Consider the following 15,493-nt stretch of genomic DNA (forward strand, 5'->3'; position numbering starts at 1 on the left):
GTTGTCAGACCAACCGGCTCTCCAGGCCCGCTCGCCACGTCGGTGGGGTCGTTCGGGAGGGCGTGGGGCCGGGGCGGTGGCCGCCTCGGGTGAGGAACGCGGCCAGGGGGAGGACCGCCGCGCCCACGGTGACCGCGTCCGGGCCCAGCCGGCCCAGTTCGATGCGGGTACGGCCCGCGGGGAAGCGCAGGGCCTGCGCGAGGGCGTGCGCGCGGACCTGTTCCAGGAAGGCGGTGCCGAGCTGGAGGCCCGCCCAGCCGCCGACGAGGACCCGTTCGGGCTGGAAGAGGTTGATGAGGTCGGACAGGCCCGCACCGAGGTAGCGGGCCGTCTCGTCGAGCACCGCCACCGCCAGGGGGTCGGGGTCCGCCCCGCCGGCCGGGCGGGCCGCGGCCAGCAGTTCGGTCAGCGCCCGCTCCTCGCCGGCGCCGGTGGAGGCCCGTCCGCCCGCCTCCCGCCAGCGTGCCACCAGCGCCTCCGCGCCGGCGTACGCCTCCAGACAGCCCCGCGCCCCGCACCGGCACCGGCGCCCGCCGACCCGCAGGGTGAGGTGCCCCCATTCCACCGCCCTGCCCTGGTCCGCGTCCTCGGTGACCACGCAGGCGCCGACCCCGGAGCCGAAGAGCACCACCACGGCGTTGCGGGCGCCGCGCCCCGCGCCGAACCACATCTCGGCCTGGCCGAGGGTCTTGGCGCCGTTGTCGATGAAGTACGGCACCTGCGGCGGCAGTTGGCCGGTGAGCCGGAGCAGCCGCTCCAGTGGCACCGCGTCCCAGCCGATGGTCTGGCCGTGGACGACCGTGCCACCCTCCCCGGTGTCCTCGATGATGCCGGGGACGCCGATGCCGACGCCGAGCAGTTCACCGGGGGCGCCCTCGGAGGCCCGCAGCACCTCGGTGATGCCCTGGTGGACGTGGCCGACGACGGCGTTCACGTCGTACCCGCGCGTCCCCAACAAGCTTTCGGCGCGCGCCAGTTCGGTGAGGCCCAGGTCGAACAGCTCGACCCGGACCCGGGTTTCGCCGACGTCGACCCCGATCAGCCGTCCGCTGTCCGGTCGTACGCGCAGCAGCCGACGGGGTCGCCCGGCGTCCGCGCCGACGATCCCCGCCTCCTCCAGCAGGCCGTCGGTGAGCAGCTCGGCCACGACGTTGCTGATGGAACCCGAACTCAGCCCGGTCGCCGGACCCAGCGCGTGGCGGCTCATCGGCCCGTCGAAATACAACCGTTGCAGAACGGAGCTGCGGCTCTCCCGCCGCAGGTCACGCACCGTACGGCCAGCCCGTCCCGCCACTTGGCCTCCCTGTTTCGCGTGTTTTCGGGGCCCGCCGGGCCGGCCGTCGCTGCCGCATCCCTTGACGAGCGTTTCTCTTGAGGTTTAACTCACGTCCTAAATTAAGCCATGAGGGGCTCGGGGTGCCGGACGGGGTGCCGACCGCCGCGAGCAGCCTCTGGGTTCGACCCCGGAAAGGGACACCAGGAGCCATGCGCAGCATCCGAGCCGCGGCCGTAGGCGCCGTCACCATGTCTCTCGCCCTCGCGGCCACGGCCTGCGGCGGCGGTTCGTCCAGCGGCGGGGGATCCGGCGACTCGCCGAAGACGTTGACCTACTGGGCCACCAACCAGGGCGCCAGCATCGCGGTGGACAAGAAGGTCCTCCAGCCCGAACTCGACAAATTCCAGAAGCAGACCGGGATCAAGGTCAAGCTGGAGGTCGTGCCCTGGTCCGACCTGCTCAACCGGATTCTCACCGCGACCACGTCGGGCCAGGGCCCGGACGTGCTGAACATCGGCAACACCTGGAGCGCCTCCCTCCAGGCGACGGGCGCGCTGCTGCCGTGGGACGCGAAGAACTTCGACAAGATCGGCGGGCGGGACCGCTTCGTCGACTCCGCCCTCGGTTCGACCGGCGCGACCGGCAAGGACCCGGCGGCCGTACCGCTGTACTCGATGGCGTACGCGCTCTACTACAACAAGAAGATCTTCGCCGACGCCGGCATCTCCAAGCCCCCGGCCACCTGGGACGAACTGGTCGCCGACGGCAAGAAGATCAAGGCCAGGGGCAAGTCCGTGCTCGGCGCCGAGGGCGCCAACGTCTCGGAGAACATCCACCACGTCTTCGTCTTCGCCAAGCAGCACGGCGCCGACTTCTTCACCCCCGAGGGCAAGCCGGCCTTCACCGACGCCAAGGTCGTCGACGCGGTCAAGGAGTACGTCGACCTGATGGCCAAGGACAAGGTCGTCCCCACCGGCGACGCGGAGTACGCGCAGAACCAGTCCGTCAGCGACTTCGCCAAGGGCAAGCAGGCCATGCTGCTGTGGCAGACCGCCGCCGCCAACCTCAAGAGCCAGGGCATGAGCGAGGACGCCTACGGCGTCGCCCCCGTGCCCGTCCGCTCCGGCACCCCCGGCACGGGCGCGCAGACCAACTCGATGGTCGCCGGCATCAACATCGCCGTGTTCCGGAACAGCCACAACCTCGACGGCGCCACGAAGTTCGTGAAGTTCATGACCGGCGACGCCGAGCAGAAGATTCTCAACGAGGCCTACACCACCATCCCGCCGGTCAAGGGCGCCCAGGGCGACCCGGCGTTCAACGCCCCGGCCACCGCCGTGCTCAAGCAGACCCTCGCCACCAGCGCCGCCCCGCTGCCGCAGGTCGCCTCCGAGTCGCAGTTCGAGACGGCGGTCGGTACGGCCGTGAAGGACCTGTTCGCCGACGCGGCCGCCGGACGCGCGGTCACCACCGACTCGGTCCGGGCCAAGCTGGAGAAGGCCCAGCAGCAGATGCCGGCGGCCTGAACGCGATGACCACCACGACCACCACCGCCCGCGAGGAACCGGTGCGGCAGGCCTCCCCCGGTGCGGCGCGCGTCCCGCGCCGCACCGGGCGGCTGCGCCGCGTCTCGCTGCCGTACCTGCTCCTCCTGCCCGCGCTGATCCTCGAACTCCTCGTCCACCTGGTGCCGATGGTCATCGGCATCGTGATGAGCTTCAAGGAGCTCACCCAGTTCTACATCCGTGACTGGGGCGGCGCCCCCTGGTCCGGCCTCGGCAACTACCGCATGTCGGTGGACTTCGACGCCCCCGTCGGCGAGGCCCTGCTCCACTCGTTCCTCGTCACGGTCGGCTTCACCCTGCTGTCGGTCGCGCTGTGCTGGCTGATCGGCACCGCCGCCGCGATCTTCATGCAGGGCACCTTCCGGGGCCGCGGCCTGCTGCGCGCCCTGTTCCTGGTGCCGTACGCGCTGCCCGTCTACGCGGCCGTCATCACCTGGGTGTTCATGTTCCAGCACGACAACGGCCTGGTGAACCACGTCCTGCACGACCAACTGCACCTCACCGGCAAGCCGTCGTTCTGGCTCATCGGCGACAACAGCTTCTACGCCCTGCTCACCGTGTCCGTGTGGAAGGGCTGGCCGTTCGCCTTCCTCATCGTGACGGCCGGCCTCCAGAACATCCCCGGCGAGCTGTACGAGGCCGCCGCCCTCGACGGCGCGGGCGTCTGGCAGCAGATCCGCCGCATCACCCTGCCGTCGCTGCGCCCGGTCAACCAGGTGCTGGTGCTGGTGCTGTTCCTGTGGACGTTCAACGACTTCAACACGCCGTACGTGCTGTTCGGCAAGTCCGCCCCGGAGGCCGCCGACCTGATCTCGGTCCACATCTACCAGGCCTCCTTCGTCACCTGGAACTTCGGCACCGGCTCGGCCATGTCCGTCCTGCTGCTGCTGTTCCTGCTCGTCGTGACGGGCGGATACCTGCTGCTCACCTCGCGCGGACGGAGGACCACCGATGTCTAGCCCGACCTCGCCGATGGCGGCGCCGCGTTCCTTCGTGTGGCTGCGGCGGATCTTCCTCACCCTGCTCACCGCCTTCGTGCTGGTGCCGGTGTACGTGATGGTCTCCAGCTCGCTGAAGCCCCTGGCGGACGTCACCGGGAAGTTCCGCTGGCTGCCCAGCGGGCTGACCGTCCGCCCGTACATCGACATCTGGTCGACGGTCCCGCTCGCCCGGTACTTCGTGAACTCGCTGATCGTGGCGGGCGCGGCGACGCTGTGCTCGGTCGTCGTCGCGGTGTTCGCGGCCTACGCCGTCAGCCGCTACGACTTCCGCGGCAAGCGGGTCTTCACGGTCACCGTGCTGTCGACCCAGATGTTCCCCGGCATCCTCTTCCTCCTGCCGCTGTTCCTGCTCTACGTCAACATCGGCAACGCCACCGGCATCGCCCTGTTCGGCTCCCGCGGCGGGCTGATCCTGACGTACCTCACCTTCTCGCTGCCGTTCTCCATCTGGATGCTGATCGGCTACCTGGACTCGGTGCCGCGCGACCTGGACGAGGCGGCGCTCGTGGACGGCTGCGGCCCGCTCGGCGCCCTGTTCAGGGTGGTCGTGCCGGCCGCGGTGCCCGGCATCGTCGCGGTCGCCGTGTACGCCTTCATGACCGCGTGGGGAGAGGTCCTCTTCGCGTCCGTCATGACCAACGACACCACCCGCACCCTCGCCGTCGGCCTCCAGGGCTACTCCACCCTCAACGACGTCTACTGGAACCAGATCATGGCGGCCTCGCTGGTCGTCAGCGTGCCCGTGGTCGCCGGGTTCCTGCTCTTGCAGCGCTATCTCGTCGCCGGGCTGACGGCGGGCGCCGTCAAGTGACCCACACCCCGTTTCCCGAAGGGACTTCCGTGTCCGAACGCATCGACCTCGCCGCCCTCCCGCACGACTTCCTGTGGGGCACCGCCACGGCGGCGTACCAGATCGAGGGGGCCGTCGCCGAGGACGGCAGATCCCCGTCGATCTGGGACACCTTCTCGCACACCCCGGGGAGGACCGCGGGCGGCGACACCGGTGACGTCGCCTGCGACCACTACCACCGCTGGCGCGAGGACATCGGCCTGATGCGCCGGCTCGGCGTCAACGCCTACCGGATGTCCGTGGCCTGGCCGCGGGTGGTCCCCGGCGGCACCGGCGAGGTGAACGCCAAGGGCCTCGCCTTCTACGACCGGCTGGTGGACGCCCTGCTGGAGGCCGGCATCACCCCCTCGGTCACGCTCTACCACTGGGACCTGCCGCAGGCGCTCCAGGACCGCGGCGGCTGGCCGGAGCGCGACACCGCCCTCGCGTTCGCCGAGTACTCCTCCACCGTCGCCGCCCGCCTCGGTGACCGCGTCAAGCTGTGGGCCACCCTCAACGAGCCGTCCTGCTCGGCCTGGATCGGCCACCTGGAGGGCACGATGGCCCCGGGCTGGACCGATCTCACCGCCGCCGTGCGGGCCTCGTACCACCTGCTGCTCGGCCACGGCCTCGCCACCGAGGCGGTCCGTGCCGCCGTGCCCGGCGCCGAGGTGGGCATCGTCAACAACCTGTCCACGGTGCACCCGGCCGGCGACCGCCCGGAGGACCACGAGGCGGCGCGCCGCCACGACGGCCACGTCAACCGCTGGTGGCTGGACCCGGTGCACGGCCGCGGCTTCCCGGCCGACATGGTCGAGACCTACGGCGTCGAACTCCCGACCCGCCCGGGCGACCTGGAGACCATCGCGGCACCGCTGGACTGGCTGGGCCTGAACTACTACTTCCCCGCCCACATCGTCGACGACCCCGACGGCCCCGCCCCCCGGGCCCGTTCCGTGCGCCGCCCGGGCGTGCCGCGCACCGGCATGGACTGGGAGATCGACGCCGGCGGCATCGAGACGCTGCTGCTGCGGCTCACCGAGGAGTACGGCGCCCGGAAGATCTACGTGACCGAGAACGGCTCGGCCTACCCGGACGTGGTCCGCCCCGACGGCACCGTGGACGACCCCGAGCGCCAGGAGTACCTGGAGCGGCACCTCGCCGCGTGCGCGTCCGCGGCGCGCAAGGGGGCCCCGCTGGCGGGTTACTTCGCCTGGTCGCTGCTGGACAACTTCGAGTGGGCGTACGGCTACGCCAAGCGGTTCGGCCTGGTCCACGTGGACTACCGCACGCAGGTGCGCACGATCAAGGGCAGCGGACACCGGTACGCGGACATCGTCCGCGTGCACCGCGGCCGGGCACGCCGGGCCGCCTGAGCCCGGCCCGGACGGCCGGTGGGCGCGGGTACGGGAACCCGCGTCCACCGGTCCACACCAGCAGCATCCCTGGACTGTCATGTACGCGACAATCACGCCCCCGAGGAGAGCCGCATGCCATCCCGTATCCCGCGCCCCCTGCTCGCCACGCTGACCACCGCGGCCCTGCTGGCCACCGGCCCCCTGCTGGCCACCCCCGCCCACGCCGCCGCCGTCACCTGGGACACCGACCGCGCGGCCGCCGCCTACGCCCTGAACCCGGCCGCCGTCACCGCATCCGGCAGCGAGAACGCCGGCACCGCGCCCGGCCTCGCCTTCGACGGCAACGGCGCCACCCGCTGGTCCAGCGACTTCACCGACAACGCCTGGATCCGCCTCGACCTCGGCGCCACCCTCCGCGTCGACCGGGTGACCCTCGACTGGGAGGCCGCCTACGGCAAGCGCTACGTCCTGGAGGTGTCCAGGAACGGCACCGACTGGACCCCCTTCTACACCGAGAACGCCGGCACCGGCGGCTCCGTCACCACCCACACCCACCCGCAGGAGGTCACCGGCCGCTACGTCCGCCTGCGCGGCCTGGAGCGCGCCACGCCGTACGGCTACTCGCTGTGGAGCTTCAAGGTCTACGGCGGCGAACCGGCACCGGCGTCGGCCACCCGCACCAACCTCGCGCTGAACCACCCCGCCTACGCGAACCACTACCAGGACGCGGGCCACTCACCGGCGTTCCTCACCGACGGCGGCTGGCCCGCCGACCTCAAGGGCGACACCAGCCGCTGGTCGAGCGACTGGAACCAGGACCGGTGGGTCTCGGTGGACCTCGGCGCACAGTCCACCATCGACACGGTCGACCTGTACTGGGAGTCGGCCTACGCCGTCGACTACCTCGTGCAGGTGTCCGACGACAACCGCTCCTGGCGCACGGTGTACGAACCCTCCCCGGCCGACATCGCCGCCCGCCGCGCCGACGTCAAGGCACCCGGCGACGCGGCCGGCCTGCACGACACGGTACGACTGCCCACCCCGGCCACCGGCCGCTACGTCCGCATGCTCGGCAAGGAACGCCGCTCCTTCTACAACCCGGCACCCGCCACCGCCCAGTTCGGCTACTCGCTCTACGAGTTCCAGGTCTGGGGCACCGGCGGCAGCGCCACGGCGGCCTACCCGGCCCTGCCCGCCGACCAGTCGGGCACCTACCGCACCACGTTCTTCGACGACTTCACCGGCGCGAGCCTGGACCGCTCCAAGTGGCGGGTCGTGCGCACCGGCACGGAGATGGGCCCGGTCAACGGCGAGTCCCAGGCGTACGTCGACTCCACCGACAACGTCCGCACCCAGAACGGCAGCCTGATCCTGAAGGCCGGTCACTGCAAGGGCTGCACCCGCGCGGGCGGCGGCACCTACGACTTCACGTCCGGCCGGATCGACACCCACACCCACGCCGACTTCACCTACGGCAAGGTCAGCGCCCGCATGAAACTCCCCGTCGGCGACGGCTTCTGGCCCGCCTTCTGGCTGCTGGGCAGCAACGTCGACGACCCGTCCGTCTCCTGGCCGGCCTCCGGCGAGACCGACATCATGGAGAACATCGGCTACCCCGACTGGACCAGCACCGCCCTGCACGGCCCCGGTTACTCCGCCGACGGCAACATCGGCGCCCGCCAGACCTACCCGAACGGCGGCACCGCCGACCAGTGGCACACCTACGCCGTCGAATGGACCCCGACGGCACTGCGCTTCTCCGTCGACGACCGGCTGGTCCAGGAGACGACCCGCAACAAGCTGGAGTCCACCCGCGGCCAGTGGGTCTACGACCACGACCAGTACGTCATCCTCAACCTCGCCCTCGGCGGCGCCTACCCGGCCGGCTGGAACAAGGCCACCACCCCCTACTGGGGCCTGCCCCAGTCCAGCGTCGACAAGATCGCGGCCGGGGGAGTCCAGGCGGAGGTGGACTGGGTGAAGGTGGAACAGAAGGGGTGAGGGGCCCCGAAGCCGAGACCCATGACACAGATCACCTGCGCTGCGCCGCCCGAGGGGCCTGATAGGCCCGACACCCAGTGACACGCCGCGCGCGGCGTGACCGCGGGCGGCTGAGAGAGGCGGGGCGGCACCGAAGCCGGTGGGAGACCGGCAGGCACCGGCACCAGTGTCGACCTCGCCGGGTAACCTCTGTTCCATCGTCATTGCGGCCCGACGGGCTTCCGCTCCACCTCGGTGGGGTTCCGAAGGACATGCCCCCACCCGCACGAGTCTCTTCGTGCTGCCTGGGGGAAGTCCTTGCTGTTCCGCGCGTCCGCGAAAACGGTCGCCGTCATGGCACTCGACGGTTCGCTGTTCCTGCACCTCACCGACCAGTTCGCCCACATGCACGGCTATCGTCCCGGCGCCTCGGAAGCACGCTCCTGGGAGCGCAGCATCCCCGTCCTGGCCGCCGCGCTCAACGACGCGGGCCTGGGCGATGTGGAGATCATGCTGGAGTACGCGCTCCCGCTGAACAGCAAGCGTGCCGACGCGGTGCTCGCCGGTGTGCACCCCGTGACGGGGGAGCCGTCATACGTCGTGGTGGAACTGAAGCAGTGGAGCCAGGCACTGCCGCACGAGGACGACCCCTCCCTGTGCCACGTCGACGCCTACGCCCACCCGGTCCTCAACCCTGTCGAGCAGGTACGCCGCTACTGCGACTACCTCGTCAACTTCAACGGGGCGGTGGCCGGCCATGGGCACCGGATCAACGGCGTGGCGTTCCTGCACAACGCGACGGAGTTCGGCGTGACCGGCCTGCGCGAGATCGAACGTGATGGCCGCGGACTACTGTTCACCGGGGAGCGCCGCGGCGCCTTCATCTCACACCTCCGTTCCAGGCTGAGCGACAAGCACCTCGGGGCCCCGGCCGCGGACGAACTGCTCGCGGGCGCCACCGTGCCGTCGAGGCAGCTGATGTCCGTGGCGGCCGAAGAAGTTCGCGAACGCCAGCAGTTCGTGTTGCTGGACGAACAACAGGTGGCCTACCGGCTGGTGCTCAACGCGGTGGAGAAGGCGAAGCACGCCGACCGCAAGGAAGTCGTGATCGTCACCGGTGGTCCCGGCACCGGCAAGAGCGTGATCGCTCTCCAACTGCTCGGTGAGCTGTACCGGCGGGGAATTCCGGCACTGCACGCCACCGGCTCGCAGTCGTTCACCAAGACCATGCGGAAGGTCGCGGGTTCCCGGAAGCGGGAGGTACAGGACCTGTTCAAGTACTTCAACAGCTTCATGACCGCCGAGAAGAACAGCCTGGGTGCTCTGATATGCGACGAGGCACATCGCATCCGGGAGACCTCGGCCAACCGCTACACGCGTGCCGAGCACCGGACCGGCAGGGCCCAGATCGACGAACTCATCGACGTAGCCTCCGTGCCCGTCTTCTTCCTCGACGAGCATCAGGTGGTGCGCCCCGGAGAGATGGGCACCGTGGCCGACATCAGGGCGGCAGCGTCGAAGCGCGGCATCCCCTATCAGGTCGTTCCGTTGGACAGCCAGTTCCGTTGCGGCGGCAGCGACGCCTACCTGCGCTGGGTGGTCCGTCTCCTCGGCCTCGAGCCCGGCGGGCCGGTTGTCTGGGAACCCGACGACCGCATGCACTTGCTGATCGCCGACAGTCCGCAGGACATGGAAGCGTTGCTCGAGGCCCGCCGCACGCAGGGTTACCGCGCGCGCATGTCCGCCGGCTACTGCTGGCGCTGGTCACCGGAGCCCAAGCCCGGCGATCCGCTCCCGCCCGATGTCGTCATCGGTGACTGGGCCCGCCCCTGGAACCTCCGCGGCGACCGCTCCGTTTCCGGCGCACCCCCCGCCGCTCTGTGGGCCACCGACCCGGCCGGCTTCGGTCAGGTCGGTTGCGTCTACACCGCCCAGGGCTTCGAGTACGACTGGTCCGGTGTCATCATCGGCCCCGACCTGCTCTGGCGCGGCGACCGCTGGATCACGGATCGCACCGCCTCCAAGGACCCGGTGTTCAAGAAGTCCACCCCGGACACCGACGTGGACCGCCTGATCCGCAACACGTACAAGGTGCTGCTGACCCGGGGCATGGTCGGCACGATCGTGTACTCGACGGACCCGGAGACGCGGGAGAAGCTGAGGGAGCTGACGGGCGGTCGGGTGAAACGGCGAGCTGCCGCGGTGTGACGGGGGTGATCCCCGCCATGGAGCACGGATTCCGGCCATGATGGCCGTGCATCGGGCCGATCACGGCGTCTTCGTCGTCCGTCGCGCAGCCGTCTCCCTAAGATCACGAGTACGGATCGCGGCCCGACGGGCTTCCCTGCGAGGACATGCCCCCACCCGCACGAGACACTCGTGCCCTGGGGGACCCACCTCGTGTCCATGCTCCTGCTGCGGCTGGCAGCGCAGGATCTGCTGAGCCTGAATTCACGGCGCCGTATGGTGCCCCACCTGGCTGCCAGATGGCGGCACTTCCGAGGCGCCGACGCCTCACTGTCGGAGCGCTCGGCATGGGCCGAGAGCCTCGTGCATCTCGCCGAGGATCTCGTCGCCGCGGACCGGGGTAACGTGGAGATGATCGTCGAGTGTGCTGCCACCCTCGACGAGGCCGACCGCGCAGGAGACCCGAGACTCATCGATGTCGTCCTCGTGGGCCATCACCCCGCGGACAGGAGGCTGTCCGTCCAACTGGTGGAACTGAAGCGGTGGTCGATGGTGACCAGGGTGGAGCGGGCCACCGCGGAACTGGTTCACGTACCGGGAATGGGCCGGAAGAAGCATCCCGCCCTGCAGCTGCGCGAGTACTACGAGGCGTTCACGGGCGGCAGGGGACCGTTGTCCGGTCTGGCATTCGAATGCGGCGGTTTCGCCTACTTGCACAACGCCACCGACGCCTCCGCGGGCCCCTTGATCGGGTTGGACGCTCCGACCGGTTCCTACGCCCGGATCTACACGAACGACCGGCGCGAACAGCTGATGGCCGACCTGCGCGAGCACTTCGCGGATGAAGGGGGCGCTTCAGCGGCCGAGCTGCTGCTGCAGAACATGGGCCTGCGCAACACACCCCTGCTCGACGCAATGATCCGCTCCCGTGGAGAGGACACGGTCTTCACCCTGCGCGGCCGGCAGAAGAGGGTCGCCGACCAGATCTTGGACACCGCCTGCAAGGTGCTCCCGGATCCGCGACGCCCTGCCCTGGTACCGGACGAGCGACGTGCGGTCTTCCTCGTGACCGGTGGCGCCGGTACGGGAAAGAGCGCCATCGGCCTCCAGATCAAGGCGGAGCTGGAGGCCGACGGCCACACGGTCAAGTACGCCAGCGGCAGCAGAGCCTTCAACGGGGCGATCCAGGAACACGTCGGCTACGGGGACCGCGAGTTCAAGGAGACCTTCACCTACTTCAGTAACTTCGTCACCCCGCCGGACCCGCCGCTGGACGTGCTGATCTGCGACGAGGCGCATCGTCTGCGGGAACGCTCGACCAACCGGTTCTGGAAGCCCGAGCAGCAGGGCACCAAGCCCCAGGTCGACGAGCTCCTCGACGCATCCCGTCTGACCGTGTTCTTCCTCGACGAGGGTCAGTGCGTGCGACCGAACGAGGTCGGCACCGTCGATCTCGTCGAGGACGCGGCACAACGGTACGGCGCCACTCTCCTCCGGTACGAACTCCGGGAACAGTTCCGCTGCGGAGGCAGCGACGCCTACATCCGCTGGGTGCGCGCCGTTCTCGGGGTGACCGGCGGGGAGCCGGAACAGTGGACGCCGGACGGACTGATGCACGTCGAGGTGGCGGACAGCCCGGAGGAACTCGAACGGATCATCCGCACCGAGGCGCTTGCCGGGGCATCCGCCCGGCTCGTCGCGGGCTACTGCTGGCCGTGGACGAAGCCGCTCGGAAAGGAGCGACGTCTGGAGAACGACGTACGGATCGAAGACTGGCACAGACCCTGGAACGCGGACAGCGATGCCTTCTGCGAGAACGGAGCACCACCGTGCAAGATCTGGTCCGTACACGAGAAGGGTCTTGATCAGATCGGCTGTGTGTACACGGCGCAGGGTCTCGAATGGGACTGGTGCGGCGTGATCATGGGCGAGGACATGGTGCGCCGGGACGGCCAGTGGGTGTTCCGGCGCGGCAAGGAACGGAAGGACTCGCAGACCGGCGTCAAACGCGTCGCCGTCCCCGGCTCGTTCGATCCCAAGGTGAGAGCCGGCAGCGTCGACGACCAGGAGTTCGCCCGGCTGGTCCGTCATGCCTACCACGTGCTGATGACCCGGGCGTCCCGCGCGACGGTGCTGTACTCCACGGACGAGGAGACCCGGAGCTACCTGAAGGATCTGGTCGGCGAGGTCCAGGTGCACGGCCTGCGCCCCACATGGGAGAACCTGCCTGAGGAAGCGCGCGTACCGCATCTGCCCCGGCCACGCCGCGGGCGGCGTCCCCGCAGAAGGGGCCAGACCTCGAGCCCGCAGTCGCGCGAGCCGCGTCTGTTCTGAGGGACACAATCAGTCGTGTGGAGTGGCGGGCTCTCCGGGCCCGCCACCGGCCTGCGTCAGAAGAGCAGGCGTGCTGCCGCCGTCAGGGCCGCCACCACGAGCTGAGTGGCGACTCCCGTGGCGACGTCGACCAGAATCTCGCGAAGCCGGTCACGACGTGCAGGCTCGTACTCAACGGGGTTCATAGGTGTCCACTCCTTGGCGTGAGCTGGGAATGGCGGGACCGCCCTTCCGGGCATCCGCAGTCACGCCGCGTGCAACACGCGGCGGAAACCACTCGTCAGTCACGGCCGAGAACCGGCACATGAACACCGCCGACGTACCCTCCGGGAAGGTGCGCAGCGGTGCACCACATTAGGGCAGTGGCCCCCTGTCATGGTCCATTTTCGGCCGTCGGCGGGCCGCGCGGTCACTGCCCTCGCGGCAGCCACCGTGCCGCCTGTTCACGGCTCACCTTGTGGCAGCGACGTACTACTTCTTCCGTTGCGGGTTCCAGCGTGCGCCCAGCACCGACTTCACCACCGACCTGCGCTTCGACAACCCCCACGCCGTGCAGATCCGGCTTCCCGGCTTCACCCAGGAGTCCCTGGTCGGCCTCGGCACCACCATCCGGGACTGTACGCGGACGCCGTCACCTCACCCGAGCGCGTACGGACGGTCGTCGACGACGCCTATGTCGCGGACCTCGCGCGGGCCGTCGGCGGAGCACTGGGCGGGAAGGTCGGGGTGGCACCGCGGCTGTTCCTGAAGAAGCTCGTCGGGGAAGTCCTCGACCGGGTGGACCAGTTCGACGGCTTCGACCCCCGGCAGCACTACCGGCTGACCGTCGCGAGCAGCGGACTCACCAAGGTGGAGCGGAACCTGGTCGCCACGGTCACCGGCAGTGTCACGTCCGCCGACGACATCGACCTGGAGCTGTGATGGCGGACGCCGGCAGACCGGCCGGGGCGGACCCGGCCGGGGGAGCGGCCGACGTGCTGGACCGGCCCGACCCCGTCGTCCTGCACCACATCGTCACCACCCGCGGCTGGACCGACCTGCGCCCCCACCAGCGGGCAGCGATCACCTGCTCAGGCGATGCCTCCGTCGTCGGCGGCCAGGTGCGCTGGTGGACCTGGGCCGGCTACCGTGGCAACGCCACCCTCGCGACCACCCTCCAGCCGGTCACCGACCCCCTGCAACGTCCCACCGACCGCTGGCTGCGCCTGCGCGACACCCTGACCCCGGCCGACTGGCGCGCGGCACGCGAGAGCGTCGGCGAATGCCTCGTCCTGCCCGACGTGGACCGTCGGGCCGTACGCGGCCTGAAGTGCTCCGCCGCCGTCCCGGAACGTTTGGCAGTCGCCACCGTCGCGGTCCGCCTGGCGGACTTCGACAGTGCCCGTGCAGTACTGCGTGAACAGGTGCGATTCCAGCACGGCCATTGACTCGGCTCCTGGGTGCCGAGCGCTTCTCCGCCGAGGGCGTCGGGCCACCGCCGGACGTCAGCGGGGGCGTCCGGCCGGGCGTTCCGGCCGGACGCCCGAGCCGATCAGTGACCTCGGTCGAGCCCCTCCACCGGTACCAGCCCCGAAGGGCCTTCCTCGACCGCTTTCCTGCCGAGCAGCATCGCGATGTCCTTGCCGAAGGCAGCCCGGATGTCAGTGCCCAGACGCAGCCATCCGAAGAACCGGGCGGTCTCCCTGGCGAGTTCCTCGCGGCGCAGCCCGGGAGACTCGGACAGCACACCCAGCAGGGCCACCTGCCGCTCGGCCGGGGGAACGTGTGAGACCTTCTTGCGGTCGAAGTCAGCGCTCGGCGTACGGGCCGTCGTCACCTCACGGTCCGGCAGGTCCCATGCCGTTCCCACTCTCCTTGCCAGCTTCTTGTTACTCAGCCGCGTCAGCGCCTTCCGTACACTGGCCTGCACGATCTGCCCTGCGCGGTCCAGATCCCAGGCTTCCCGCACTCTGCCGATCAGCACTTCTTCCTCGACGGGCCCCTCGACCGAGATGATGTGACGAGCGACCTCCGCCACCAGTCCGAGCGCCTCGGGCTCACGGAGATCGATGCTGCCGAGCCCCGTCTGCATGCCGAGGACGCGCCGTACTTCGTACAACTCCTCACGACGCATGGCACGGTACGGCCGGCTCCACCCTGAACGGTCCGACTCCTCGACGGGAACGATCGCGACGCCCGTCGACACCGGCTCGGGCACCACGGCCGGAGCCGGCTCCGGAACCGGTGCGTGAGGATCGACGGCGCAGGCGGCCTCGACCGCCTCACGCAACCGCCGCTGCGCGTCCCTGCGGTTGCGGTACCAGTCGGTTCCCCAGATCCGGTGCAGGTTCCAGCCGAGGCCACGCAGGATCTCCTCCCGCAGCCGGTCGCGGTCGCGGGCCGCACGCGAGGAGTGGTACATCGCGCCGTCGCACTCGATGCCGAGCGCGTAGGAGCCGGGAGCCTGCGGGTGCCGGACCGCCATGTCGATCCGGAAGCCGGCGCTACTGGACGCGGTCACGAGTACGGTAGCGGAGATCAAGCGTGAGTACGGGCTGGTGATGCACAGCCTGGGTATCGAGAAACCACAGGAGTGGCTCGGTACGGACACGAACGGGTACGGTGCGCGGATCGTGGCGCATCTGCTGCTGACGGCGGCTCACCGCGCGGTGCTCCTTGGATACGGACGGAAGGACCTGGTCCGGTTGCTGGATGCGACAGGCATCCGGTAGCCCGCGCGCCGCCGGGCCCGTGCGCGTGGATGCCATGGCTGCGCGTGGCGGCGGCGCCCACCCCTTCCGGCGGCAGGCGCCGAGCGGTCAGACCGTGTACAGGTCGCAGTCGCCGACCGAAGCCGGCTCACCATGTGCCGCAGCACGCCTGGTGTGCGAAACAGCGGCCCATCGACGCCGGGCGCTGGAACGCGGCCATGAAGATGGGCATCGACATCCTGAAATGACGACCCGGGACGCACGGAGGGACTG

At 70.0% G+C, this 15,493-nt stretch carries 11 protein-coding genes and 2 pseudogenes; 10 read left to right on the forward strand and 3 right to left on the reverse strand.

Going from position 1 to position 15,493, the window contains the following annotated elements:
- Positions 1 to 4 precede the first annotated feature (4 nt).
- Positions 5 to 1,294, reverse strand: coding sequence for an ROK family protein (locus ACIQVT_RS21255; protein WP_403755774.1), 1,290 nt, complete (start codon positions 1,292 to 1,294; stop codon positions 5 to 7).
- Between the two features lie 191 nt (positions 1,295 to 1,485).
- Here ACIQVT_RS21255 and ACIQVT_RS21260 point away from each other — a divergent pair, with 191 nt between their 5' ends.
- The 7 genes from ACIQVT_RS21260 to ACIQVT_RS21290 all read left to right on the forward strand — a co-directional run bounded on the left by ACIQVT_RS21260 (position 1,486) and on the right by ACIQVT_RS21290 (position 12,530).
- On the forward strand, positions 1,486 to 2,802 hold the full coding sequence (locus ACIQVT_RS21260; protein ID WP_403755777.1) for an ABC transporter substrate-binding protein: 1,317 nt from the start codon (positions 1,486 to 1,488) through the stop codon (positions 2,800 to 2,802).
- A 5-nt stretch (positions 2,803 to 2,807) separates the two neighbouring features.
- Positions 2,808 to 3,800 carry a carbohydrate ABC transporter permease gene (locus tag ACIQVT_RS21265; protein WP_403755780.1) on the forward strand — a complete coding sequence of 331 codons (993 nt, stop codon included), beginning with the start codon at positions 2,808 to 2,810 and terminating at the stop codon, positions 3,798 to 3,800.
- A 13-nt stretch (positions 3,801 to 3,813) separates the two neighbouring features.
- Entirely contained in the window at positions 3,814 to 4,653 is an 840-nt protein-coding gene (locus ACIQVT_RS21270) for a carbohydrate ABC transporter permease (RefSeq protein ID WP_403755897.1), read from the forward strand.
- Between the two features lie 29 nt (positions 4,654 to 4,682).
- The gene (locus tag ACIQVT_RS21275; RefSeq protein WP_403755783.1) at positions 4,683 to 6,047 is read left to right on the forward strand and encodes a GH1 family beta-glucosidase; all 1,365 of its coding nucleotides are present in this window, start codon (positions 4,683 to 4,685) and stop codon (positions 6,045 to 6,047) included.
- 114 nt (positions 6,048 to 6,161) lie between these two features.
- A complete protein-coding gene (locus ACIQVT_RS21280; protein ID WP_403755785.1) occupies positions 6,162 to 8,030 on the forward strand; it encodes a discoidin domain-containing protein in 1,869 nt (622 codons plus the stop codon).
- 297 nt (positions 8,031 to 8,327) lie between these two features.
- Positions 8,328 to 10,217, forward strand: coding sequence for a DNA/RNA helicase domain-containing protein (locus ACIQVT_RS21285; RefSeq protein WP_403755788.1), 1,890 nt, complete (start codon positions 8,328 to 8,330; stop codon positions 10,215 to 10,217).
- 198 nt (positions 10,218 to 10,415) lie between these two features.
- Positions 10,416 to 12,530 (forward strand): DUF2075 domain-containing protein, encoded by a 2,115-nt coding sequence (locus ACIQVT_RS21290; RefSeq protein WP_403755900.1) that lies wholly within the window; start codon positions 10,416 to 10,418, stop codon positions 12,528 to 12,530.
- Between the two features lie 56 nt (positions 12,531 to 12,586).
- Here the strand turns inward: ACIQVT_RS21290 and ACIQVT_RS21295 are convergent, their stop codons facing one another.
- Positions 12,587 to 12,715 carry a DUF6408 family protein gene (locus ACIQVT_RS21295; RefSeq protein WP_403755791.1) on the reverse strand — a complete coding sequence of 43 codons (129 nt, stop codon included), beginning with the start codon at positions 12,713 to 12,715 and terminating at the stop codon, positions 12,587 to 12,589.
- A 320-nt stretch (positions 12,716 to 13,035) separates the two neighbouring features.
- On the opposite strand from ACIQVT_RS21295, the pseudogene ACIQVT_RS21300 reads away from it, so the two are divergent.
- Together ACIQVT_RS21300 and ACIQVT_RS21305 are read left to right on the forward strand one after the other, a co-directional pair.
- Positions 13,036 to 13,451, forward strand: a pseudogene (locus ACIQVT_RS21300) (BREX system ATP-binding domain-containing protein); the annotation flags it as partial.
- A gap of 167 nt (positions 13,452 to 13,618) precedes the next feature.
- Positions 13,619 to 13,957, forward strand: a pseudogene (locus ACIQVT_RS21305) (ATP-dependent helicase); the annotation flags it as partial.
- Between the two features lie 104 nt (positions 13,958 to 14,061).
- On the opposite strand, the gene ACIQVT_RS21310 reads toward ACIQVT_RS21305, so the two are convergent.
- The gene (locus tag ACIQVT_RS21310) at positions 14,062 to 14,994 is read right to left on the reverse strand and encodes a DUF3320 domain-containing protein (RefSeq protein WP_403755794.1); all 933 of its coding nucleotides are present in this window, start codon (positions 14,992 to 14,994) and stop codon (positions 14,062 to 14,064) included.
- On the opposite strand from ACIQVT_RS21310, the gene ACIQVT_RS21315 reads away from it, so the two are divergent.
- A complete protein-coding gene (locus ACIQVT_RS21315) occupies positions 14,993 to 15,241 on the forward strand; it encodes a hypothetical protein (RefSeq protein ID WP_403755796.1) in 249 nt (82 codons plus the stop codon). The two genes, ACIQVT_RS21310 and ACIQVT_RS21315, sit on opposite strands and share 2 nt — an antisense overlap.
- Positions 15,242 to 15,493: the final 252 nt, after the last annotated feature.

This window comes from Streptomyces sp. NPDC100445 (assembly GCF_044759735.1).
GTDB lineage: Bacteria > Actinomycetota > Actinomycetes > Streptomycetales > Streptomycetaceae > Streptomyces.

Coding starts and splice junctions, on each gene's coding strand:
- ACIQVT_RS21260 (WP_403755777.1), top strand. CDS start 1,486: ATGCGCAGCATCCGAGCCGCGGCCGTAGGCGCCGTCACCATGTCTCTC.
- ACIQVT_RS21265 (WP_403755780.1), top strand. CDS start 2,808: ATGACCACCACGACCACCACCGCCCGCGAGGAACCGGTGCGGCAGGCC.
- ACIQVT_RS21270 (WP_403755897.1), top strand. CDS start 3,814: ATGGCGGCGCCGCGTTCCTTCGTGTGGCTGCGGCGGATCTTCCTCACC.
- ACIQVT_RS21280 (WP_403755785.1), top strand. CDS start 6,162: ATGCCATCCCGTATCCCGCGCCCCCTGCTCGCCACGCTGACCACCGCG.
- ACIQVT_RS21290 (WP_403755900.1), top strand. CDS start 10,416: ATGCTCCTGCTGCGGCTGGCAGCGCAGGATCTGCTGAGCCTGAATTCA.
- ACIQVT_RS21295 (WP_403755791.1), bottom strand. CDS start 12,715: ATGAACCCCGTTGAGTACGAGCCTGCACGTCGTGACCGGCTTCGCGAG.
- ACIQVT_RS21315 (WP_403755796.1), top strand. CDS start 14,993: ATGTCGATCCGGAAGCCGGCGCTACTGGACGCGGTCACGAGTACGGTA.
- ACIQVT_RS21310 (WP_403755794.1), bottom strand. CDS start 14,994: ATGGCGGTCCGGCACCCGCAGGCTCCCGGCTCCTACGCGCTCGGCATC.